Below are 21,614 nucleotides of genomic sequence, written 5' to 3' on the forward strand. Positions count from 1 at the left end.
TATCGATAAACAAGATTCTGTATGTTAAAAAAGTTACTGATAGCGTGCGTCGTATTTTGTACCGGGGTGGCGGAAACCCGGGCACAGGCGAAGGATTACCGGATTCACGGGGAGATATATACCGTGATGAACACGACGGTAAGCGGTTATATTTACTGGGGAAGGAATTTATACTGGACGGATATATTCTCCGCGTCCAAGCCGGAAAATCCTTATACCCGTTACGTGAACGAAGTTGTACCTGTCGCCCATCAGTTTGCCTGTCGCTTCGGGAACATCAAGCGGATTCGCGTGATCGGGGATAATCGGATCGAATTGGAGATACGCGACGGGCATATCATCGAACTGGAGGATTGGTTGCCATCCGGCAACAGGGGCAGCTTGAGGATAGAGGCGGACAAGGAAACCGCTATCGCGTGGGATCTTATCAGCGAGATTGTTTTTAGCGCGGCCCCCGACACGGCGAGGGAACCCGCCGATACGCCTATCACGGGTACGGTGGAAACACCTCACGGGCGGTACACGGGCATCGTGCAATGGGACAGGGACGAAAATTCGTTGTCCCACGTGTTGGACGGGCGTTCGGGAACGAGCGGTATCACTATCGCTTTCAAGAATATACGAAGCATCGCGTCGTCGGGAAATTCATGTCAGGTGGTGTTGAACAGCGGACGGGAGTTCGTCCTGTGGGGCGAGAATGACGTGGACGAGAGAAACCGGGGAATCGTGGTGAATATGCCGTCCGTGGGGCAGGTCGTCGTGGGATGGGCGGATTTCAAGACGTTCAAAAGCATCCCGTTGAATCAGGTAAACCTGCTGAAGTATAGTGATTTCATGTCGCCCCGGCGGATACGGGGTACGGTGGAGCTGAAACGGGGCGAGGTACTGGAAGGCGTGCTGGTGTATGATCTGGACGAGGCGATGGATTTCGAGCTGTTGGACGGGCGGAACGGTAACGTGGCGTATCGTATTCCTTTCCGGAATATCCGGGTTATAGAGCCGAAGAATCACAAGTACACGTGGCTGCAACTCGGCAACGGCGGCGAGCTGGTGTTGGGTGAAGAGCGCGACGTGACCTTTGACAACGACGGCATACTCGTGTTCGACGCGAAAGGCGCAGCGAGGTACGTCCGTTGGCGCGACGTGAAGCGGGTTTCCTTGCCGGCAAAAGAGGAGGGTAATGAATAGGGTGGAATATAACCGGGCGGTGGATGCGTTCTCCGATGACGTGTATCGTTTTATACACAAGATGTGCAGGTCGAGGGAAATGGCGGAAGACATCGTGCAGGACAGTTACCTGAAACTGTGGGAGGAGGTCGCCCGCGTCGATTACGGGAAAGCCAAGGCTTTCCTCTTCAGCACGTCCTATCACCGGATGATCGATATCCTGCGGCGCGAGAACAAGTTCGGGGACATCGAGTCCGTCGGCGACCGGGTGGAGGACACCTCGCCCGCTTACACGGGATTGCGGGAGGTGCTGGAATCGGCTTTGGCGAAATTGCCGCCGGTACAGAAAACCGTCGTTCTGCTGCGGGATTACGAGGCGTATTCCTATCAAGAGATAGCGGAGATCACGGGACTGAACGAATCGCAAGTGAAAGTGTACATCTTTCGGGCGAGGGCATTTATGAAGGAGTTTATCCGTCGACCGGACGTGGTCGTTTAAGCGGGAGAAGATATGATAACGAGAGAGAATTACGAGATTTATTTCATGGATTACCTCGACGGTGTGCTGCCGGGGGAGTGCCGCGAGGAGTTGCGGGCGTTTCTGCTGGCGAATCCCGATCTGGAGGAGTTGTTGGACGGGATGGACGGCGTGCGCCTGCAACCGGAACGGGATGTGTTCGGGAAAAAGGAAGAATTGAAGCGGCACGCATCCGCGAGGGAACTTGCCTACCATGCCATAGCTGAGGCGGAAGGCGTGATAACCGAGGAAGAGCGGCAATGGGTACGCGATAACGCGGGGGAGGATGAATTCGGGAGGGAAGTGGCGGCGTACCGTGCGACACGGGTGCAACCTGACCGCGGGCAGGTGTTCGGGAGGAAAGACGCGACGCGTCGTTACCCGGCGGTGATCGTCTGGATGAAGCGTTACGCGGGAGTCGCCGCGGTTGCCATTTTTGCAGTGGTACTTGTTTTGTATATCACGAGGGAGCGGGAATTTTCCTCGGACAGCCTGCCGCGGCTTACGGCGCGAACCGAACCGGTTTCCTTGCCGGAACTCCCCGCGCGGGTGACGGAACCGGAGAAGATGGAACCCCGGCAAGAGGATAAGCCGCGAGTTGATATCGTTCCCGTCACGACGCCCACCGTGCCGACGGAACGGGTGGAACCCGTCAACTTGATCGAGAGTGCGAAAAACATCGTCGTTCACGCCGAGATACTGCCGCCGCGACCGAATGAAATGCTGGTTTCCCCCTACGAGGGCGTGCGGGTAAGGCTGGAAGTGAAGGAACAGCGTCCCCGCCCGCTCCGCGTCATCGCTCCCGATCTCGAGAGTTCGGACAATATTCTCAGCTCGATCGTCAACGCGGGAAGAAACGTGGTGAGCCGATTCAGGAACAGGGAGGAAAAAGATGAAGATCGCCTGTAACAATCGGGGGTGTTCAACCGTCATGTGATAAAAGAAAATAATCTAAAGAAAAAGAATATGAAAAAGGTGGTTGTATATGTAATGTTTATGGTGTGCGTGCTGCCCGTGTCGGCACGGAGAGATACTGTCGTTATCCGCGACAACTGGCGCGTGGACACGATCCGGCAGAAAAGCGAAAAGGTCGATACCGTCGTCCGGGAATCGGAAATGATTATCTGGGACAACACGGTGAGAGAGTCGGGGAGAAGACCGAGGCGCTATTCCGAGGTTCCCTTGAAAACGGTAAGGGAGGAGAACCGACGTGCTCTACGGCACCTCTTCCGGGGACACTGGAGCGGTTTCTATCTCGGGTTCGTGAATTTTGCCAACACGGACTATTCCAAGTACGGGGGGGACGATTTCATGGAATTGGACTGGGGAAATTCGTTCGCCATGCAGTTCAATCTCTTCTCCCACGGCATGGGGTTGAACGAGCGGCGGACTCTCGGCGTGGTGACGGGAATCGGGTTCGAGTATCAACGGCTTTGTTTCGACCGGGATATCACGATACGTAAAGACGAACACGGTATGCTGCGCCCTCTTCCCTTGGACGAACTGGGAATCGGCAACACAAAAAGAAGCACTTTCAAGACGCTCTACATGACGATACCGCTTCTCGTGGAATGGCAATTCCCCGCGTCCGTGCGCCGGAGAGCTTACCTGTCTACCGGGGTTGTCGGCGGCGTGCGGCTTCACTCGAAGACGAAAATCGTGTACAAGGACGAGAACGGCGACAAGCACCGGAAGAAAAACTCGGACAGCTACGGCATGATTCCCTTGAAAGCCGATTGGACGGTACATGTCGGGTATCACGGCGTGTGCCTCTGGGGAAACTACACGTTGACCAACATGTTTAAAAAGAGCAAATCCCCTGAATTGCACCCGTACACGATCGGGGTAGGGTTCACGTTTTAATTTATGATTTATGATTTACGATTTATGATTGAAGGATTGCCGAAGCGAAGTAGTACTCCAATCATAAATCAAGAAATCGTGAATCATAAATCGTGAATCACGGGATCACCAGATCGATAACTTCTGCTTTCACGTACCTGCTATCGGAGTACGCGCTCCAGTCGGGCGACGTGAAGAACGGGTAGAGATGCACGGTTTCCGTTTCCGGGTGGGCGGAGTCGGGGAGGGCGATTCGCGCGAAACATTCGCCGCGGGTGAAGGATGTCATGATGAATTGCGGCGAATCGGGGCGCGAGTCATAGAAAAATCCCAGTGCCAGAGAGTCATTCGGGTTCGCCCGCCCGTACTCGCGGGCGGGCGCGTTCCAGTAGAGAAAAAACGTCCACCCCTCGCGGTTCACCCGCGTATCCCTCGGCGGCACGAGATCGCCCTTGCAGAAGTGGAAATCGGGAAAGTAATCCACGCCCTGCAACTTCAAGTCGAGCACGGGATAATTGAGCTTCCTGAAAATATCCAAGTAGGTTAGGCTGAAATACTCCCCGTACATGTTCCACGCGAAGTAGAGTACCGGGGAGAGCCGGAAAAAGTTGACAGGAAATGTTCCCGTTATCTCCATAGCGTCCCTCGCCACTTGTTGTTTCTCCGTGGCGGGTCGCTCCACTTTCTCCCGCTTGGCTGGCATGGCGCATAGTTTATCGTTCCGGTAATAATATCTTATCCCGTTCAGGATAAAACTCTTGCGCGTCGGGTCAGATTGATTTTTTCTTCCCATGGCTATCGAATTAAACGGTTACACTAATCCCCTCTTTATCTCATACCATGTAAAAATAAACAATTATTTTGAATTAACAAAGTACTTATCAGAAAATGTTATCAACTTGTTAATAAGTTCTGCATGAGTTCTGCATAAGTAAGCCACGCGGGATACGACCGGTTTTAGGCTGTATATTGTTGTACACGTGTTGTTTACATGGTGTTTTACATAGTCGTGTGAAAGAGTGGTATTAAGAATTAAAAAATATTAATATTTAACATCAAATTCCATTGGAAATGAAAATAATAGTTCTAACTTGTGATTGGAAAAGAACATAAATCTTCCCTGTAAATCGCGGAAAGATGCGCGTGCACTTCCTGTCCTGCCGGACGGTTAGTGCCGGACTTTTATTAACTGTTTAAAATTAAAAACTATGAGAAAGAGAATTGTAGGATGCTCAAGCGTGCGAGGCACGTTGCTTGACCAAGTACATTACCCCCACCCGTTTGAACCGGGTGTGACCGTGGTGCGCCTCTTGTCGAACAAGAAAGTGAAGCTGAACGAAACCGTGGCGAAGAACGATGCCGCCTTCGGCGGGTTGGGCAGGGAAGGCGGTTACCTGTTGCCGGGGGCGAAAGTGGGTTTCCCGTACACCGGGCGGGAGGCTTCCGGGCATTCCCGTTTCGTGGGCGTGAACGCCGTGACGGGCGTGTCAACGGCGGTAAAGATAGACCCGGAAACCCCGTACGATCCCGAGCAGAGCGTGTCGAAACAATACACTTACCTGATCGATTACCCGAACCTGATTCTTGCCGCGGGCAAAGTGCCGCCGATTGCCGTGACCGTGACGCTCGACAGGGAAGCGCGCAAAATTTCCTGCGTGCAGGCAGCGGACACGACGTTGGGCACAAACCGTAACCCGGATGACGTGGGGTATTGCGTGTTATACGACCCGACGAGCAAAACGTGCATCGTGCAGCGATTGCGCGCGCGATCGGAGGAAGGATCAACCTCGACGGCGATTCCCGCGAACGTCAATCTCGACACGCTTGTCGCTTACGTTTTCACCACCCGCGCCAACGGGAAACCGACGTCCGATTCCGAGTGCAAGCTGCAAGGTGATTCCAACCTTGTGGCAATCAATCGTATCGCTAAAGATATGAAGTTGAAGTTCCCGCTTGCCGGGGCGATTGATAAACTGAATGCCGCCGTCGACATGGAACTGGCAAGACGGGCAACCGAACGCGAGCGACTCCGGGAGGCGGAGGAAGAAAAACGAGAAGAGGAGAAAGCGAGAAGGATAGCGAGCGGGGAGAACGCGGCGGTTGCCGCGGAGGAAAGGGATGCGCTTCTTGATAGTATCCTCGACGACGTGTCCGGTGTCGAGGACGCCCCCGGCGAACACGCCCGGCAATTCGACGAGAGAATGCAGGTACTCGCCGACACGATCTTCACCTTGAAGAAAAAGCACGAGGGCGGTTGAAATGTAACTTTTCAAACATGATAAAGGTATGCCTCGGCATACCTTTATTTCGTTTGGAAAACCTCCGTTGCCCGGTGGAATATCCCGTGCAGGTAGGCGATGGTCATTCCGTAGTTGCTGACGGGGATGCCGGCTTCGATGGCAGGTTGGAGGCGGTTTTTAAGTTGTTTGCCCGTGATCATGCAACCGCCGCATTGGATGACCATGGCGTAGTCGGTGATGGGGCGGGTGATGGCGTCCAGTCCCGCGATGAAATCGAATTGAAAGTTTTTGCCCGTGTAATCCTGTAACCAACGGGGTATTTTGTGCCGCCCGATGTCCTCGCATGACACGTGGTGGGAGCAGGATTCGAGCATGAGCACGCGATCGCCCTCTTGCAGTCGTTCTATCCGGGGAGTACCTTTCATGTAAGCGTCGAAGTTCCCCTTGTGGCGTGCCAGCACGATGCTGAAACTTGTCAGCGGTATTTCGGGCGGAACGAGTGCCGCTACTTTTTTAAATACTTGACTGTCCGTGATCGCGAGGCGGGGACGTATCCCAGTATTCGCGAGGAAACGGGTGATCTCTTCCGGTTGCAGGACGATGGCGGTGGCGTGGTTGTCGAGTATGTCGCGGAGCATTTGTACTTGTGGAAGGATCATGCGTCCGGCGGGAGCCTCGGAGTCGATCGGGGTGACGAGCAACACGATGTCACCCGGGGCAATCAAGTCGCCGACGAGCGATCGCGGGCTGTCGTTTTCCGCGTGCCACACGCTTTTCAAGGCATCCAGAACGGGAGTGGTATCCGTGTCGCGGGTCGAGAAGTCGATGACCGGACAACTGTATTCCCGCGCGAGGCGTTCCTTCAATGCCGGCGAGAGGGGAGCTTCGTCCTTTTTGTTGTGAATGATAAGGAAGGGGAGTTTCTGTTTCTTGAAACGCCCGGCGAGTTGCCGCTCGTGTTCCCCGAATTGATTGCCCGCGATGACAAGGATGGCGATGTCGGCTAGCGAGATGGCGTCACGTGTTTTCGCTATGCGTGCTTCACCCAGCGCGCCGGAGTCGTCAACGCCCGCCGTGTCGATAAATATGACCGACGCGAAGCCGGGAATCTCGTAGCTTCTTTTCACGAGGTCGGTAGTCGTTCCGGCAACGTCCGAAACGATAGCTATATTCTGGCCTGTCAAGGTGTTGATCAAGGAACTTTTTCCACTGTTGCGGCGACCTAACAGGATGATGTGTAGTTTGTTGTCTTTGCCCATGGGGGAGAGTTTATAAGGTTTATAAAGTTTGTAAGGTTTATAAGGTTCATAAAGTTCATAAAGTAACGGGAGTTCTTCGGACAGTGTTTATCGGCAGCTCAAGCTGCCGTGGACAAAGCGCCCCGCAGGGGTCTATAAACCTTATAAACTTTATGAACTTTATAAACTTTATGAACTGTTTTATCTGTACATTTTCACGTCTTCCCGGGTGATGGTATTTCCGCCGAGAATGACCAACCGTTCCACGACGTTGCGTAGTTCACGAATATTACCCGTCCATTCGCACTCCTTGAGGGCGTCGATAGCGTCCGCGTCGATGCTTTTCGGGGCGATGCCCATTTCGGTGCAGATATCTGTCAGGAAATGGGGAACCAGTATTTCGATATCTTCCAACCGTTGATTTAATGGCGGGACGTCGATGATGATGACGCTTAGGCGGTGGTAGAGGTCTTCCCGGAAATTACCCCGCTTGATTTCTTCTTTCAGATTTTTGTTCGTGGCTGCGATTACGCGTACGTCAACGTTGATGTCCGCGTCACCGCCCACGCGGGTTATTTTCTGCTCCTGCAAGGCGCGTAACACTTTTGCTTGTGCGCTGAGGCTCATGTCGCCGATCTCGTCCAGAAAGAGGGTGCCGCCGGTGGCTAACTCGAACTTTCCTTTCTTTTGCTTGATGGCGGAGGTGAAAGAACCTTTCTCGTGCCCGAACAATTCGCTCTCGATCAGTTCGGAGGGAATAGCGGCACAGTTTACTTCCACGAAAGTGCTTTCTTTCCGGTGACTGAGCTCGTGCAACTGGTGGGCTACCAGTTCTTTGCCGCAGCCGTTCGGTCCCGTGACGAGCACGCGGGCATCGGAGGCTGCCACTTTCTCGATTATGGAGCGCACGCGGTTGAGCGCATCGGATTGACCGATCATCTCGTATTTCTTGCTGACTTTGTTTTTCAGCGTTTTGGTTTCGTGTATCAGCAAGTGTTTGTCTGTCGCATTCTTTATGGTGATCAACAACCGGTTCAAGTCCAGCGGTTTCTCGATAAAGTCGTAGGCTCCTTTCTTGATGGCCTCGATTGCCGTGTCTATCGTTCCGTGTCCCGATATCATGATAACCGGGGTGTCGGCGGAAAACTCCTTGATACGTTCCAGTACTTCGATGCCCTCCATTTTGGGCATTTTTATATCGCAAAATACAATATCCGGTTTCTCCGATTTCACTGCCACGAGTCCTTCCATGCCGTTCTCGGCAAGCACGATTTCGTGTCCCTCGTACTGGAGAATATCTTTCATGGAATTGCGGATACTCCTCTCGTCGTCAATCACAAGTATTTTTGTCATAGTACATCTTTTTTGTCTCACGGCAAATTTAGTATTTATTTTTGGATATGGGAAGGGGTAAGATAAAAGTTGCAAGTTACTTTCGCCTTCGGCGAGTTGCAGGTTACAACCAAAATAAAGTTTTACCCGCGGCGAAACTTTATTTTGATTATTCCCGGGAAATAAGTATTTTTGAGTGATTTTATAACTTGCCGAAGGCAAATGCAACTTGCAACTTTTGCCGAAGGCAAAACTTAATAAACTATGAAGCGGTCTTTGGTTTTTCTTCTTGTATTATTTCTTGTATTGGATGTTCAGGCGCAGCGCAAAAAGGTGGGGTTGGTGTTAAGTGGCGGCGGGGCGAAAGGAGTGGCGCATATCGGTGTGTTGAAGGTGCTGGAAGAGGCGGGTATCCCGATAGATTATATCGCAGGCACGAGTATGGGGGCTCTCGTGGGGGCTTTGTACTCGATCGGTTATGACGCGCGCACGATGGATAGTCTGGTGAGGGCGCAGGACTGGATGTTTTTGTTGAGTGATAAAGTGTATCGTTATAACCTGCCTTTCTCGGAGAAAGAGGAAACGGAGAAATATCTTGTTTCCGTGCCGATTAAGAACAATCGCGAGCTGAAGATCCCGTCGGGGTTTATCAGCGGACAGAATATATTCAACCTGTTTTCCGATTTGACGATAGGGTATCACGATTCGCTTGATTTCCACCGGTTGCCGATCCCGTTCGCTTGCGTGGCAAGTAATCTGGTGGACGGCAAGGAGGTGGTGCAGGATCGCGGGACTTTGCCGCTTGCCATGCGCGCGAGTATGGCTATCCCGGGGGTGTTCGCCCCGGTGAGAAGGGACGGGATGGTGCTGGTAGACGGGGGAATATCGAATAATTTCCCGGTGGATATAGCGAAAGAAATGGGTGCTGATATTATCATCGGGGTGGACGTGCAGGCGGAATTGAAAGACGCTTCCGGTCTGGAGTCGGTGACGGGAATTATCGACCAGATGACCTCGTTTCTGGGAATCCAGAAGTACGAGGAAAACAAGAAGATGGTAAACGTGTATATAAAACCGGACGTGTACCCGTACTCTGCCGCCAGTTTCTCGACCCGGGCAGTCGATACTTTGATTATGCGGGGGGAAGAAGTTGCCCGTGCCCAATGGGACGAGTTGATGAAGCTGAAACGCGAACTGGGAATACCGGAGAGTAAGAATGCCGCGGATACGGAGGATAAAGTGGTGCTTCTGAACGATACGCTCACGATAGATGAAGTACATTTGACGGGGATTGACGCGCGGGACGAGAAATGGTTGAGAAAGAAGATACGGATCAAGAATTATAGCCGCATCACGTTAAATGACCTGCATCACGCGATAGCCGAGTTGTACGGTATCGGGGCTTTCTCTAGCGTGAGCTACAAGTTGAGCGGGGGACCGGTGTATGACTTGGAACTGATTCTGAAACAGAAGCCCATGAGTTCGTTGAATCTCGGGTTCCGTTTCGACTCGGAGGAGATGGCGGCGATATTGTTGAACACGACGATATCGCACAAGGAGTTGCGGGGGTCCCGCCTTTCGCTGACCGGGCGATTGAGTATGAATCCTTACGTGAAGTTGAATTATTCCCTCGGGAATACTTTCCTGCGGAGGTTCGAGCTGGGGTACACGTTCAAGTATAATAATCTGGATATTTACCACAAGGGGAAAAAGCAGGATAATATAGAGTACGCTTACCACAAGGTGGAGTTGGGCGGTTCGGATATTTATTTCCGGAATTTCAAGATGCAGATCGGGGCGCGTTACGAGTATTTCAATTACGAGTCGTTCCTGTTCTCGGATCGGGATCATAATATTAGGGTAAAACCGGAAGGTTTTTTCAGCTACTATGGGTTGGCGCATCTGGAAACATTCGACAAGCGTTATTACCCCACGAGAGGGATCTCGTTGAAAGTCGATTACTCGCTTTACACGGATAATTTCCTGACGTACAATGACGGTGCGCCGTTCTCGGCAATCGGTTTGGATTTCGAGAGCGTGTTGTCCATTACCCGGCGCGTGAAGTTTATTCCCTCGATATACGGTCGGGTATTGATCGGGAATAATATCCCTTATTCTTACTTGAATTGCATGGGAGGTGACGTTGCCGGACGGTATGTCGACCAGCAGTTGCCGTTCCTCGGTATCCAGCATCTGGAGATATTCGACAATTCGCTGGTGGTGGCTAAAATCATGTTGCGCTATAATCTCGGGCGGAATCATTATATATCTTTGTCCGGGAATTACGCCAAGCAGGATGCCAATTTCTTTGACGTGTTCGGGGGCGATGATATTATTGGCGGGGGCGTGGGATACTCGTACGATAGTTTCGTGGGACCGATTGACGTCACTTTCTCGCTGTCGGATTGGTCGAAGAAACTAGGGTTCTACTTTAATTTGGGATATTACTTTTAAGGTTTTATGAAGAGATTGGGGATTATTATTTGCGTGTTAATAGCATGCGCGGGATGTCAACGGAACATGTACCGGTTCACCGAGGGAACGGTGTACGGTACTACCTATCATATATCTTACAAGAGTGACAAGGATTACGCGGCGGAGATACGCCGGGAGATGGAGTGCGTGAACGAATCGCTTTCCATGTTTAACAAGAAATCGACGATAGCCCGCTTGAACCGGGGGGAGACAGACCGGACGGATTCGCTGTTCGTGAGATTGTTCGCGAAGGCGGCAGAGATACACGCGAAGACAGGGGGTGCATTCGACATCACCGTGGCACCGCTGGTGAACGCGTGGGGGTTCGGTTACAAGAACGAGCGGTTGCCGTCGGCGGAGAAAGTGGACTCGTTGCTGCGATACGTGGGGATGGAGAAGTTGAAAATAGAGGACGGTCGGCTTGTCAAGGCGGTCGAGGGAATCCAGATGGATGCCAGTTCGATAGCCAAAGGGTTGGGCGTGGATCTGGTAGCGGAGTTTCTCGAGGGGCAAGGTGTCCGGGATTACATGGTGGAGATTGGCGGGGAGGTCCGGGTGAAGGGACAAAGTAATAAATCCCGCCCGTGGCATATCGGTATCGACAAACCGATAGATGACGAGGCGGCTTCTCGCAGGGAGTTGCAATTCGTGCTGGAAATGGGAGAGGGTGCGTTGGCGACATCGGGTAATTATCGCAGGTTTTACGTCGTGGACGGGAAAAAATATTCCCACACGATAAACCCCAAGACGGGTTTTCCTGTCCAACAGGATATACTGGGGGCTTCCGTGTACGCTCCCACGTGTATGGAAGCGGATGCTTACGCCACGGCTTTTATGGTGCTGGGTATGGAGAAAGCGAAGGAAATAGTGGAGGCCAATCCTAGCGTGGAGGCTTGTTTTATATATCAAAATGAACAGGGAGAGCGTGAAGTGTGGGTGTCTGAAAAGTTGAAAACATTGATATTGAAAGATTAGTTCTGTCAGGTGAAAGTAATGATTCGTTTATTGATATTGGTTCTAGCATGGGTTTTACTCGTGGAAAGTCGCGCCGGAGCGAGACCTTTATCAGGAAACGCATGCTTGTCGCTATCGCGGGACACTGTGAAACAAAACAGTAAAATCTTCCTGCCCGATAGTCTGATTCAAGACACACTCCGGTACGAGTATTCCAAGATTAAAAAGGTGGCTTACCGTCGTAAATGGACGAAGGAGCTTTACAAGATGATATTCGTTAATCCCCGGAAATATAATATCGATATTGTTGAAACGGAGAATAGTGAAGACCGTTATAAGCCGTACCGGGGAAAAATGATCCGGGAGATTCGTGTCAAAGTGTTGCCTCCTTTCGGGACGAGTGTCAATGACACGATTACTTACGGGCAGGATAGCTTGCAGTGGATTCTTGCCCTCGCCAATTCCATTCACCAGAAGTCCGCCGAGCGGGTGATTAAAAAGCAAATGACGGTGAAGCCGGGGATGTATATCGATCCCTTCGAGTTGGTTCAGAACGAGCAATTGCTGAAGGAAATGTCCAATGTCGATGATGCTTTGATAGGGATCGAGCGAGTGGCGGGCGACACGACGATGGTCGATCTGGTGGTGGTGTGCAAGGACGAGTTCTCGTGGACGGGAGAAGTGTGGAGTAATTTCTTGAATTCCGTGGACATGGGTATCGAAACCAAGAACTTGTTCAAGTTGGGGCATATGGTACATTACGAGGCCAGTTACCGTGGGCGTAAAGACCAGAAGTGGGGAAATCTGATCGAGTACAAGGCGGCGAATGTCGTGGGAACGCACATGGATTTCTACGGGATGTACGAGAATACCTTTAATCAAGAAGTTTTGCGCGTGCAAATGGATAAACGATTCCTGACATACAAGACGAAATGGGCGGGGGGAGCTGCTTTTAGCCGGGTGTACTCGTCCAAAACGTTGGTGGACAGGGATATCACGAAGCCGATAGAGTCGTTTAATTACCAGTTATGGGATTTTTGGGGAGGGACATCTTTTTACTTGAACGAGAAATTCAGTTATAACCGGATATTTTACCTGACGGGACGTTACACGGGGACCAAGTTCGTGGATCGTCCGCAAGTAACGAGTGATTCGAATCATTTTTATTACGACCGTAACCGGATCATGGGGGCTTTGACATTCACGAAAATAAAGTATTTTAAAGCGAACTTGATCTATGATTTCGGGCGCACGGAGGATATCCCTTCCGGTTTGTCCGGCACGTTGCTTTTCGGTTACGAGAAAAGTGATTTCACGGAGTACGGTTATCTCGGCACAGAATGGCATTACTCGTGGTTTGACAAATACAAGGATAACTTTTACTCGTGGTACGCGGCATTGGGTTCTTTCTGGAACGGCTACACGGCGGAAAGCGGCGTGTTTAAGGCCGGGGCGCAGTTTATTAGCCCGCTGTACGAGTTGTCCCGGTATCGGTTACGTTTTTACAGTAACATGGATTACGTGCTGGGATTCAAGCGGAATCCAGACGATTATATCTATTTCGAAGACGCGAATATACGGGGTTTCGATACCGATACGATACGGGGTAAACAACGTCTTTCCGGTTCCGTGTCGACAACACTTTTCCTGCCGTATATCAAGCGGGGATTCCGGGCATCTGTGACTACTTTCGTGGATTGGGGGGTACTTGCCAGAGAGGATAAATCGATATTTAAAAGTCAGTCGTACTGGGGGATTGGGTTCAGTCTGAATTTGCGTAATGATAATTTGATTCTAAAGAATTTAAGCATACGTTTTGCTTTTTACCCGAAGGTTCCGCCTGACGCCCACTTGATCGAGGTGGATGCCTCTAGCCGACGGAAAACAGGGTTTTATGATTACCGTGTCTATAAACCGGACGCGATTAAATACGAGTAGATCAACGGTATTTCGATACACTTTTTAACTAGATTCGTTTTAAATAGGCTTCCGAAATTCCCCGAGAAGTTGTATCTTTGCGGTAAATTAATTTGGAGAGGATGAAGAAGGTTTTTTTGTTTTCTATTTTTTTACTTTGCGGCTTATTTTTTTCTCAAATACTCCCGTCCGCCATGGGAGAAATGTACGGGAGTTTTTATAGTGTATGTAAATGGCTGATGTTTATCTGCCTTGCGTTTATCATGATAAACGTCGGACGGGAGTTCGAGTTGGATAAGACGAAATGGAGATCTTATACCACCGATTATTTTATCGCCATGGCGACTGCCGCCGTACCTTGGTTACTGATCGCTTTCTATTATATTTTCTTTTTGGACACGGGGCTTTCGTGGCAGAATAATTTGCTGATCAGCCGGTTTGCCGCCCCGACGTCGGCAGGAATATTGTTCACGATGCTGGCTGCCGCCGGACTGAAACGGGAGTGGATTTACAAGAAGACACAGGTACTTGCCATATTTGACGATTTGGATACGATTCTTTTGATGATTCCCTTGCAGATATTAATGATTGGTTTCAAGTGGCAGTTGTTCGTGATTATACTGGTCGTTTGCGTGCTTCTGATCTTCGGGTGGAAGCGTTTGAGTTCGCTAAATCTGCCACAGTCGTGGAGGGCTATTTTGCTTTATTCCGTGTGTATCGTGGCAGCGTTCGAGAGCGTGTACCTGATCACGAAATCGCTCATGGGACAGGACGGGGCAATTCATATCGAGGTGTTGTTGCCCGCTTTCGTGCTGGGGATGGTGATGAAGACGGTTCACAAGCATTCGCGCGAGGAAGAGAGGGCGTCCAGCTTTATTTCCTACTTGTTTATGTTCCTCGTGGGATTGAGTACGCCGATCTTTATCGGTCTGGAAACCGGAGGCGACAGTATGCCCGGGTGGGGGGTGCTTATCTTTCACGTGATTGTCGTGACGGTGCTTTCTAATCTGGGAAAGATGTTCCCGCTGTTTTTCTATCGTGACCGGAAGATACAGGAACGGTTGGCTCTGTCAATCGGTATGTTTACCCGCGGTGAAGTGGGAGCGGGGATTATCGTGATTGCCATGGGTTACCAGTTGGGCGGTCCGGCATTGATTATCTCTATCCTTAGTCTGGTGCTGAATCTCGTGTTGACCGGATTCTTCGTGGTTGCCGTGAAACGTATCTCGCAGAGCGTGTATGGGGTTAAAGAATAGTTTTTGGATTTATGATTTTAGATTTCTTGATTTTAGATTTAGGAATTTAATGATTTGAACGGAAATTAATTAATAACTTGTTGGTTATCAATTAGGTTAGAGTGTCAATCGTAAATCGAGAAATCATAAATCAATCAGTTGTTCTTTATTTTCTTGATTAAGGCGTACATTCTCCACCACAAGTAGGCGATAAGTAACACGGATATTGTGTAGATGATTCGGTTGTCGATGTCTATAAACCGTTTGAACATCAACGGAACCGCTCTTACCGTGTTCCACGGGTTTATTCCTTGCCACGAGAAGCGTACTTCGGTTGGGGACGCGATGATGGAAATGATACTGAATGCCGCAACAAGAGCGACGAGCGATATGATTAGAGAGGTTTTGTCTATATTTTTCATTTGCGTTTATTTTTTATCTTTTTTCTTGAACAGGTCGCCGATTTTCTTGAAGAAACCTTTCTTTTTCGGTTGCTCCGTTTCGGGGGCGACTTCTTCGTGGTGTTTCACTTTTTCAAGCTTCCGGTTAGTCAATCTATCCAGTATATTTATATTTTCTTTAAAGGTGGGGACTTCCAGTTCTTTTTGAGTACTCATAGGCGGTACGGGGAACGAGAGATTCTCCCAATAGCTGTACGTGCTGCTCTTCAAACAATCCTGCATGAACAAACCGAAGATGGGGAGTGCCATGTTCGCACCTTGTCCCAAAGAGGTAGATTTAAAATGGATGCGGGAGTTGTTCGCCCCGACGCGTATCCCCACGACGATGCGGGGGGTGTAACCGATAAACCAGCCGTCGGCTTGATTCTGGGTGGTTCCGGTCTTTCCGGCGATAGCCATATTCAATCCGTAATTATTGATAAGGCGCTTGCCGGTTCCTTCTTGAATGACAGCCGTGAGCATGGATGACATCAAGTGAGCTTCTCCGGAGGGTAAAACCCGTTCTTTGCGGGGAGGTTCCGCCTCGTATATAATCCGTCCTTCCCGGTCTTTGATCGAAACCAAATAGTAAGGTTCCGTGAGAACCCCGTTGTTTGCATAACATAAATAGGGGAGAACCATTTCTTTTAACGGAATGTTCGCCGCACCCAAGGCTATGGAAGGAACAGCGGGCAGGTCGCTTTGTATTCCCAGACGGCGGGCATGTGCTATCGTGGTATCTATTCCCGTCTGGAGAAGTACTTCCACGGCTATCGTGTTGATAGATTGACTTAATGCCCCTTTCAGCGTGTAGAATCCCCCGTATCGGTTGTTCGAGTTCCGGGGAGTCCAGTTGTCATATTCCGGGTAGCTTTTTTGTTCATCCTTGTAATAGGCATCCACTCGGGCTCCATGCTCAACGGCGGCACTGTAAACGACAGGTTTAAAGACTGAACCCACTTGACGTGGCGCCAGTACTTGATCGTACTGGAAATACTTGAAGTCCAATCCGCCAATCCATACTTTTACTTTTCCGGTATGCGGCTCTATGGCGATCATGCCGGGGTGAAGTATTTTCAAGTAGTGCTTAATGGAGTCGATCGGGGACATCTGCATTTCCACCTCTCCTTGATAGGCGCTGTAAATAGTCATGCATTTCTTCTCGTTTAGAGCGGCAAGAATGGCTTTTTCGCCCAATCCCTGTTGTTTCAGTGATTTGTAAGCTGTGCTTTCCCGGATGGCTTTATCGAGGATATCGGGTTCTTTATACCACGGGTCTTGTTTGTCCCAATGCGTGTAGAAAGAGTTTTGCAAAGATTTCATGTGGGTGTGCATGGCGTCTTCCGCGTAACGTTGCATCTCGGCATCAATCGTCGTGGTGAGAATCAGACCGTCCTTGTATAAATTGTAATTCGTGCTGTTTGCCTCGTTGTATTTGGCAATCAGCTTCATGGCATCCTGCCTGATTTGTTCACGCAGGTAGGGGGCTAATCCCGAATAATGATTCAAGGGTTTGTAACGGAGTTCCAGCTTCTCCTTTTTCAGTTGCTCGGCCTCGGCTTCCGTGAGGTAATCGTATTTCTCCATTTGGGCAATCACCGTGTTGCGCCGTTGTAACATACGGTCGGGATGTACGCGGGGATTGTAGTAGGAGGGACCTTTTAATAAACCTATCAACGTGGCGGCTTCCGGAATTGTGAGTTGTGTTGCCGTCGTGGAGAAGTATTTTTGCGCGGCACTCTCGATGCCGAATGTTCCTTCCCCGAAGGATACGGTGTTCAAATATAAAGTGAGTATCTCGTCTTTCGAGTACAGTTTTTCCAACCGGTGGGCGGTGATGATTTCTTTGATTTTGATGACCGGAAGCATCAGACTGCTCCGGTATTCGCGGGGGAAAAGGTTCTTTGCCAACTGCTGGCTGATTGTGCTGCCGCCACCGGAACTTCTGTCACCGAGTAACAGTGTCTTGAAGAGAACGCGGAGCATGCTGATTTTGTCAAATCCCTTGTGTTCATAAAAGCGGACATCTTCGGTTGCAATCAGGGCATTAACTGCATTGCGGGAAATTTCGCCGAACGGGACATTCGTGCGGTTCTCCACGTAATATTTTCCAAGCAATTCGCCGTCCGAACTGTACAGGGAGGAAGCCTCGAAATTCCGTATCTCCCTTAAATCCTGATAATCCGGGATTTTACCCCACATGCCGTAATAAACACAACACACGAACAGACCGACCAGAAAAACACATAGCAAAGCGGTTAAAAGCAAGGTTTTGACGACTCGCTTTAAGAAGCTCTTTTTCTGTTTCTTGGGTTTCCTTTTTTGTACTTTTTTTCTTTTCTCCATCACGTGTTTATTTGCGGTGTAAAAGTAGAAATATATTTTTATTTTACGGATGAAAAATTATTTCGATATTTCCTTTTTTCATAGGGATTTAAATATACCTTTGTGGCACAGTTTACAAAAACGAAATAAATAACAAATTAACTACGTAAAAAGAAACAAAAGTATATTGTCATGCTGAATATCGCGTTGTTTGGCCCTCCGGGAGCCGGAAAAGGAACTCAGGCAAAGAAGATTGTCGAGAAGTACAATTTGGCTCATCTGTCCACGGGGGACATGATTCGTAAAGAAATTGCCGAAGGTTCGGATTTTGGTAAAATGGCCGCCGGAATAATTAATAAAGGCGAGTTATTATCCGACGAGTTCGTGGTAGCGTTAATCGTGAATAGTATAGAACATCATAAGGATGTAAACGGATTTTTGTTCGACGGTTTCCCAAGAACTGTCAGACAAGCCGAGATTCTTGACGAAATGCTTGCAAAAACGGGACATCCGTTGAGTGCTTTAATTAGTATTGATGTTCCTCACGATGAGTTAATGCGCCGTATGTTAGAGCGTGCGAAGATAGAGGGACGTTCCGATGATAATGAAGAGGTTATCGAGAATCGTTTTCGGGAATACAAGGCGAAGACTTTGCCGGTTGCCGACCACTACAAGAACCAGAAAAAGCATCATACAGTAAATGGCTTTGCCACGGTAGAAGAGGTTTTCCAATCCATTGCGGGTATTTTGGAAGGGGTAAAGTAAAGCAAGTAAGATAAATAAAAAAGCGATTGAAATAACTGTGTTTCAATCGCTTTTTTATTATATCCCGGGTTCTTGCGGCTTATAATGCCACTGTAAGATAAGGAATAATAGTCCGGGAATAAAAATAATGACAGCCGTGGCTTGCAATGCCACGGAAAGGGAATACAGGTCATGTAGCCATCCCACGAGCGGAGCCATGGCTGCAAACATTAAACGGATAACGAAATTCCGGATAGAGAGAACCGTTGCCCGCATTTCGGAGAACGTGATCTGGTTGATATATCCTTTTAGAATGGGGGTGGCAAATCCTCTCACGATATAAAAAAAGAAAAGGAATACCAATCCCGTGTAAGATATGTTGAACGATACCGCCACGTATCCCCCTATGATAAAGAACAGGATAAATGCGTACATCCTGTTGCTTCCCAGTTTTTGGTCCAGTCGGTCGGAGTAGAGTGCCGATATACCCACGGTCAGGTTCAATATCGTCCAGATGATGCCGAACCAAGAGGTCGGAGTATCCAGTTCTATCAGTAAGGGTTGTACAAACCACGCCATGGTCAGCGTGGCAGCCCCGATGACACCGGAAAACATGATATTATAACATAGTTCTTTGTTGGTGAAGAGGGAATATTTGATGATTTTCACGATATTGGCAAACGAGTTTTCTATTCTTGTCTTTGCCGCGTGTTCCGTGAGCATAAAGGCTGCCGGAATACCGATAAAGGCAATCCCGCTTTGCACGTAGAAAGGAAGACGTAGGGAATAGGTCGCCAACAGCCCGCTGAAAATACCGGCAAAGGCTTCCGAGAAATTACCGATCATGGTTACACGTCCCTCGTATTTCAAGTAACTTTCTTCTTTACGGTAATGAATCATCGTGTCGTAAAGCAGTGCCGAATCGGCACCCGATACCAGACTCTGACCGAAACCGAGCAGGATTTCCGATATGAAGAACGCGACAAACGTGTCCGCGAGGGAGTAGTTGGTAAAACCGAAGAAACAAAGGATACACCCGGCAATCAAGCAATTCCTTCTTCCCCAAACATCGGCAAGGTATCCAGTGGGGATCTCCAAGGATACCATGGCAATGGAATAGACGCTCTTCAAGATGAAAATATCAGCCAAATCAAGCCCGCATTCCTTGTAAAACAAGACAATGATAGGCATCACCAAGGTAAACCATTTGGAAACCTTGATCAGGTAAAGGGCGATGATATTTTTTCTAAACGACACGCTATTCATTTTTTATTTCAAGAGGCAAAAGTAACGAATTGAAACTTGAAAATGGAGAATTAAAATGAAATTTAATGCTCTTGACCGGAAACGTTAGCATCAAGCGACTGGTAAATTTAGAAATTAATATCAAAAAGCTGGTTTTTGTTTCTGTTTTATTCAAAAAGCGTTATTTTTGCTTCCAAATTAAAAACATAAATCACTAATTAGTAAAAATAAGTTTGTCATGGCAATACAAAAAATCGATGACATTTACGAGGCATTAAAAGCTAACTCAAAAAAGAAACGTCTGGTTGTGGCGTACGCGAATGACAGCCATTCTATCGAGGCTGTAAATAAGGCGGTTGAATTAGGTATCGTGGAAGCTACATTGTGCGGCGACGAGAATGAAATCAAGAAGGTATGCGCGGAACACGGTTTCGATATTTCTCGTTTCAAGATTGTGCATGAGCCTGTTGATACGAAAGCTGCTGCTAAAGCAGTACAAATGGTACGTGAGAAAGAGGCTGATTTTATCATGAAAGGATTGGTCAGCACGGACAAATATATGCGTGCGATTTTGAATAAAGATTGTGGTTTATTACCCCCGAAAGCAACGTTGTCACACGTAGTAGTAATGGAATGTCCGAATTATCACAAATTGTTGGTATTCGGTGATGCTGCAATTATTCCCGCTCCCGATTTTTCACAGAAGATGGCTATCGTGAAATACGTTTCTCAAATTGCTAATGCTCTTGGTGTGCAACGTCCGAAAGTAGCTATGATCTCCGCTACGGAACAAGTATTACCTAAAGTGGAATCTACTACTGATGCTGCAATTCTGGCTAAAATGGGAGAAAGAGGTCAATTGGGCAATATTGATATCGACGGTCCGTTGGCATTGGATGTGGCTATCGACAAAGAGGCTGCCGAGATCAAGAAGATTAATTCTCCGGTTGCCGGTGATGCCGACTGTCTGGTATTCCCGAATATCGAGGCCGGTAATGTATTCTACAAGACCAATACCAAGCTGGCAAACGCTCGTCAAGGCGCTATTCTTGTTGGAGCTACCGCTCCGAGTGTATTGTCTTCCAGAGGTGACAGCGTGGATGCCAAGTTAAATTCAATAGCGTTGGCTGCTCTTTTCGCTAAATAATTTAAAACTAAAGAGTTCATAAGGTTTGTAAAGTTCATAAAGTTTATAAAGTATATTGACCCCGCAGGCACTTTGCTCACGGCAGCAATACTGCCGATAAACATTGTCCAAAGGACTCCTGTAACTTTATAAACCTTATGAACTTTATAAACTTATATCATGGAAGAACAAAAACACGTGATTTTTATCAAGAATATGGTTTGTAACCGTTGTATTTTGGTTATAAAACAGATTCTTAAAGATTTGCAGTTTACCCCGCTACAAGTGGATTTGGGCACGGCTGTCGTGAAAGAGGAATTGACATCGGATGATCGGGAAGTGATTAGGAAGGCGCTTGAAGAGTATGGATTTGAATTGATAGACGATAAACGGCAACGTATCATCGAGCAGATACGGACTTCTATCATTCAGTTGGTGCATTATGAAGGTAATCTCTCCAAGTTGAAGTTGTCGGAGTATTTGAAAGAGAAATGCCATTATGACTACAGTTTTCTAAGTAAGCTGTTCACCGAAATGAACGGAATCAGCATAGAGAAATATTATATCGCTCAAAAGGTGGAACGGATCAAAGAATTACTGTTTTATGATGAACTCTCGATCAGTGAGATTGCCGATAAACTTCAATATTCGAGCGTGGCACACTTGAGCACTCAATTCCGCAACGTGACCGGAATGTCACCGAGCGAATTTAAACGTTTGAAGGAACATGGACGGGAACCTTTGGATAAAGTGTAAATTATATCCATAATTTTGTAACAATCCGGGGGATGATATGGTTTACCTTTGTATAAAGAAA

18 protein-coding genes are annotated in these 21,614 nt (G+C 48.7%); 12 read left to right on the forward strand and 6 right to left on the reverse strand.

Annotated features, from left to right (window positions below; translation table 11 throughout):
* The first annotated feature begins 21 nt into the window (after positions 1 to 21).
* From ACK8P8_RS07705 to ACK8P8_RS07720, 4 genes are read left to right on the forward strand one after another with little or no spacing between them, the layout of a single operon-like run.
* On the forward strand, positions 22 to 1,188 hold the full coding sequence (locus ACK8P8_RS07705) for a hypothetical protein (protein WP_292267506.1): 1,167 nt from the start codon (positions 22 to 24) through the stop codon (positions 1,186 to 1,188).
* Positions 1,181 to 1,666, forward strand: a complete 486-nt coding sequence (locus tag ACK8P8_RS07710) for an RNA polymerase sigma factor (RefSeq protein WP_099292396.1) — start codon at positions 1,181 to 1,183, stop codon at positions 1,664 to 1,666. Before ACK8P8_RS07705 ends, ACK8P8_RS07710 begins: the two co-directional genes overlap by 8 nt.
* 12 nt (positions 1,667 to 1,678) lie before the next feature.
* Positions 1,679 to 2,593 (forward strand): hypothetical protein, encoded by a 915-nt coding sequence (locus ACK8P8_RS07715; protein ID WP_186975336.1) that lies wholly within the window; start codon positions 1,679 to 1,681, stop codon positions 2,591 to 2,593.
* Between the two features lie 57 nt (positions 2,594 to 2,650).
* Positions 2,651 to 3,547 carry an outer membrane beta-barrel protein gene (locus ACK8P8_RS07720; protein WP_186975337.1) on the forward strand — a complete coding sequence of 299 codons (897 nt, stop codon included), beginning with the start codon at positions 2,651 to 2,653 and terminating at the stop codon, positions 3,545 to 3,547.
* 97 nt (positions 3,548 to 3,644) lie between these two features.
* Here the strand turns inward: ACK8P8_RS07720 and ACK8P8_RS07725 are convergent, their stop codons facing one another.
* Positions 3,645 to 4,319 carry a hypothetical protein gene (locus ACK8P8_RS07725; RefSeq protein ID WP_410025717.1) on the reverse strand — a complete coding sequence of 225 codons (675 nt, stop codon included), beginning with the start codon at positions 4,317 to 4,319 and terminating at the stop codon, positions 3,645 to 3,647.
* Between the two features lie 415 nt (positions 4,320 to 4,734).
* Here ACK8P8_RS07725 and ACK8P8_RS07730 point away from each other — a divergent pair, with 415 nt between their 5' ends.
* Positions 4,735 to 5,784 (forward strand): hypothetical protein, encoded by a 1,050-nt coding sequence (locus ACK8P8_RS07730; protein WP_369861007.1) that lies wholly within the window; start codon positions 4,735 to 4,737, stop codon positions 5,782 to 5,784.
* A 44-nt stretch (positions 5,785 to 5,828) separates the two neighbouring features.
* Here the strand turns inward: ACK8P8_RS07730 and hydF are convergent, their stop codons facing one another.
* A complete protein-coding gene (hydF, locus tag ACK8P8_RS07735) occupies positions 5,829 to 7,025 on the reverse strand; it encodes a [FeFe] hydrogenase H-cluster maturation GTPase HydF (protein ID WP_369861008.1) in 1,197 nt (398 codons plus the stop codon).
* A gap of 180 nt (positions 7,026 to 7,205) precedes the next feature.
* Positions 7,206 to 8,357: a sigma-54-dependent transcriptional regulator gene (locus tag ACK8P8_RS07740; protein ID WP_292267521.1), complete on the reverse strand. Its 1,152-nt coding sequence runs from the start codon at positions 8,355 to 8,357 to the stop codon at positions 7,206 to 7,208.
* A gap of 243 nt (positions 8,358 to 8,600) precedes the next feature.
* Between ACK8P8_RS07740 and ACK8P8_RS07745 the strand changes: the two genes are divergently transcribed.
* The 4 genes from ACK8P8_RS07745 (at position 8,601) to ACK8P8_RS07760 (ending at position 14,938) form a co-directional block, all read left to right on the forward strand.
* Positions 8,601 to 10,790, forward strand: a complete 2,190-nt coding sequence (locus ACK8P8_RS07745; protein ID WP_410025719.1) for a patatin-like phospholipase family protein — start codon at positions 8,601 to 8,603, stop codon at positions 10,788 to 10,790.
* Positions 10,791 to 10,796: 6 nt separating this feature from the next.
* Entirely contained in the window at positions 10,797 to 11,786 is a 990-nt protein-coding gene (locus tag ACK8P8_RS07750; protein ID WP_410025721.1) for an FAD:protein FMN transferase, read from the forward strand.
* An 18-nt stretch (positions 11,787 to 11,804) separates the two neighbouring features.
* Positions 11,805 to 13,703 (forward strand): BamA/TamA family outer membrane protein, encoded by a 1,899-nt coding sequence (locus ACK8P8_RS07755; protein ID WP_303181559.1) that lies wholly within the window; start codon positions 11,805 to 11,807, stop codon positions 13,701 to 13,703.
* 101 nt (positions 13,704 to 13,804) lie between these two features.
* Positions 13,805 to 14,938 carry a cation:proton antiporter domain-containing protein gene (locus tag ACK8P8_RS07760; protein ID WP_099292405.1) on the forward strand — a complete coding sequence of 378 codons (1,134 nt, stop codon included), beginning with the start codon at positions 13,805 to 13,807 and terminating at the stop codon, positions 14,936 to 14,938.
* A gap of 134 nt (positions 14,939 to 15,072) precedes the next feature.
* Here the strand turns inward: ACK8P8_RS07760 and ACK8P8_RS07765 are convergent, their stop codons facing one another.
* A complete protein-coding gene (locus tag ACK8P8_RS07765; protein WP_141560959.1) occupies positions 15,073 to 15,339 on the reverse strand; it encodes a hypothetical protein in 267 nt (88 codons plus the stop codon).
* A gap of 6 nt (positions 15,340 to 15,345) precedes the next feature.
* Complete coding sequence (locus ACK8P8_RS07770; RefSeq protein WP_410025722.1) at positions 15,346 to 17,703, reverse strand: penicillin-binding protein 1A; 2,358 nt, start codon at positions 17,701 to 17,703, stop codon at positions 15,346 to 15,348.
* Positions 17,704 to 17,874: 171 nt separating this feature from the next.
* Here ACK8P8_RS07770 and ACK8P8_RS07775 point away from each other — a divergent pair, with 171 nt between their 5' ends.
* Positions 17,875 to 18,447: an adenylate kinase gene (locus ACK8P8_RS07775; RefSeq protein ID WP_099292408.1), complete on the forward strand. Its 573-nt coding sequence runs from the start codon at positions 17,875 to 17,877 to the stop codon at positions 18,445 to 18,447.
* Between the two features lie 57 nt (positions 18,448 to 18,504).
* On the opposite strand, the gene ACK8P8_RS07780 is transcribed toward ACK8P8_RS07775, so the two are convergent.
* The gene (locus ACK8P8_RS07780; RefSeq protein ID WP_410025723.1) at positions 18,505 to 19,692 is read right to left on the reverse strand and encodes an MFS transporter; all 1,188 of its coding nucleotides are present in this window, start codon (positions 19,690 to 19,692) and stop codon (positions 18,505 to 18,507) included.
* A 217-nt stretch (positions 19,693 to 19,909) separates the two neighbouring features.
* Between ACK8P8_RS07780 and ACK8P8_RS07785 the strand changes: the two genes are divergently transcribed.
* Both ACK8P8_RS07785 and ACK8P8_RS07790 read left to right on the forward strand, forming a co-directional pair.
* The gene (locus ACK8P8_RS07785; protein WP_099292410.1) at positions 19,910 to 20,818 is read left to right on the forward strand and encodes a bifunctional enoyl-CoA hydratase/phosphate acetyltransferase; all 909 of its coding nucleotides are present in this window, start codon (positions 19,910 to 19,912) and stop codon (positions 20,816 to 20,818) included.
* Between the two features lie 159 nt (positions 20,819 to 20,977).
* Positions 20,978 to 21,553 (forward strand): AraC family transcriptional regulator, encoded by a 576-nt coding sequence (locus ACK8P8_RS07790; RefSeq protein WP_176555067.1) that lies wholly within the window; start codon positions 20,978 to 20,980, stop codon positions 21,551 to 21,553.
* Positions 21,554 to 21,614 lie beyond the last annotated feature (61 nt).

The sequence above is a fragment of the Butyricimonas muris genome (assembly GCF_046365375.1).
Taxonomy (GTDB): Bacteria; Bacteroidota; Bacteroidia; order Bacteroidales; family Marinifilaceae; genus Butyricimonas; species Butyricimonas muris.

Coding starts and splice junctions, on each gene's coding strand:
- ACK8P8_RS07785 (WP_099292410.1), top strand. CDS start 19,910: ATGGCAATACAAAAAATCGATGACATTTACGAGGCATTAAAAGCTAAC.
- ACK8P8_RS07765 (WP_141560959.1), bottom strand. CDS start 15,339: ATGAAAAATATAGACAAAACCTCTCTAATCATATCGCTCGTCGCTCTT.
- ACK8P8_RS07775 (WP_099292408.1), top strand. CDS start 17,875: ATGCTGAATATCGCGTTGTTTGGCCCTCCGGGAGCCGGAAAAGGAACT.
- ACK8P8_RS07790 (WP_176555067.1), top strand. CDS start 20,978: ATGGAAGAACAAAAACACGTGATTTTTATCAAGAATATGGTTTGTAAC.
- ACK8P8_RS07740 (WP_292267521.1), bottom strand. CDS start 8,357: ATGACAAAAATACTTGTGATTGACGACGAGAGGAGTATCCGCAATTCC.
- ACK8P8_RS07755 (WP_303181559.1), top strand. CDS start 11,805: ATGATTCGTTTATTGATATTGGTTCTAGCATGGGTTTTACTCGTGGAA.
- ACK8P8_RS07715 (WP_186975336.1), top strand. CDS start 1,679: ATGATAACGAGAGAGAATTACGAGATTTATTTCATGGATTACCTCGAC.
- ACK8P8_RS07745 (WP_410025719.1), top strand. CDS start 8,601: ATGAAGCGGTCTTTGGTTTTTCTTCTTGTATTATTTCTTGTATTGGAT.
- ACK8P8_RS07760 (WP_099292405.1), top strand. CDS start 13,805: ATGAAGAAGGTTTTTTTGTTTTCTATTTTTTTACTTTGCGGCTTATTT.
- ACK8P8_RS07720 (WP_186975337.1), top strand. CDS start 2,651: ATGAAAAAGGTGGTTGTATATGTAATGTTTATGGTGTGCGTGCTGCCC.
- hydF (WP_369861008.1), bottom strand. CDS start 7,025: ATGGGCAAAGACAACAAACTACACATCATCCTGTTAGGTCGCCGCAAC.
- ACK8P8_RS07725 (WP_410025717.1), bottom strand. CDS start 4,319: ATGGGAAGAAAAAATCAATCTGACCCGACGCGCAAGAGTTTTATCCTG.
- ACK8P8_RS07705 (WP_292267506.1), top strand. CDS start 22: ATGTTAAAAAAGTTACTGATAGCGTGCGTCGTATTTTGTACCGGGGTG.
- ACK8P8_RS07770 (WP_410025722.1), bottom strand. CDS start 17,703: ATGGAGAAAAGAAAAAAAGTACAAAAAAGGAAACCCAAGAAACAGAAA.
- ACK8P8_RS07780 (WP_410025723.1), bottom strand. CDS start 19,692: ATGAATAGCGTGTCGTTTAGAAAAAATATCATCGCCCTTTACCTGATC.
- ACK8P8_RS07710 (WP_099292396.1), top strand. CDS start 1,181: ATGAATAGGGTGGAATATAACCGGGCGGTGGATGCGTTCTCCGATGAC.
- ACK8P8_RS07730 (WP_369861007.1), top strand. CDS start 4,735: ATGAGAAAGAGAATTGTAGGATGCTCAAGCGTGCGAGGCACGTTGCTT.
- ACK8P8_RS07750 (WP_410025721.1), top strand. CDS start 10,797: ATGAAGAGATTGGGGATTATTATTTGCGTGTTAATAGCATGCGCGGGA.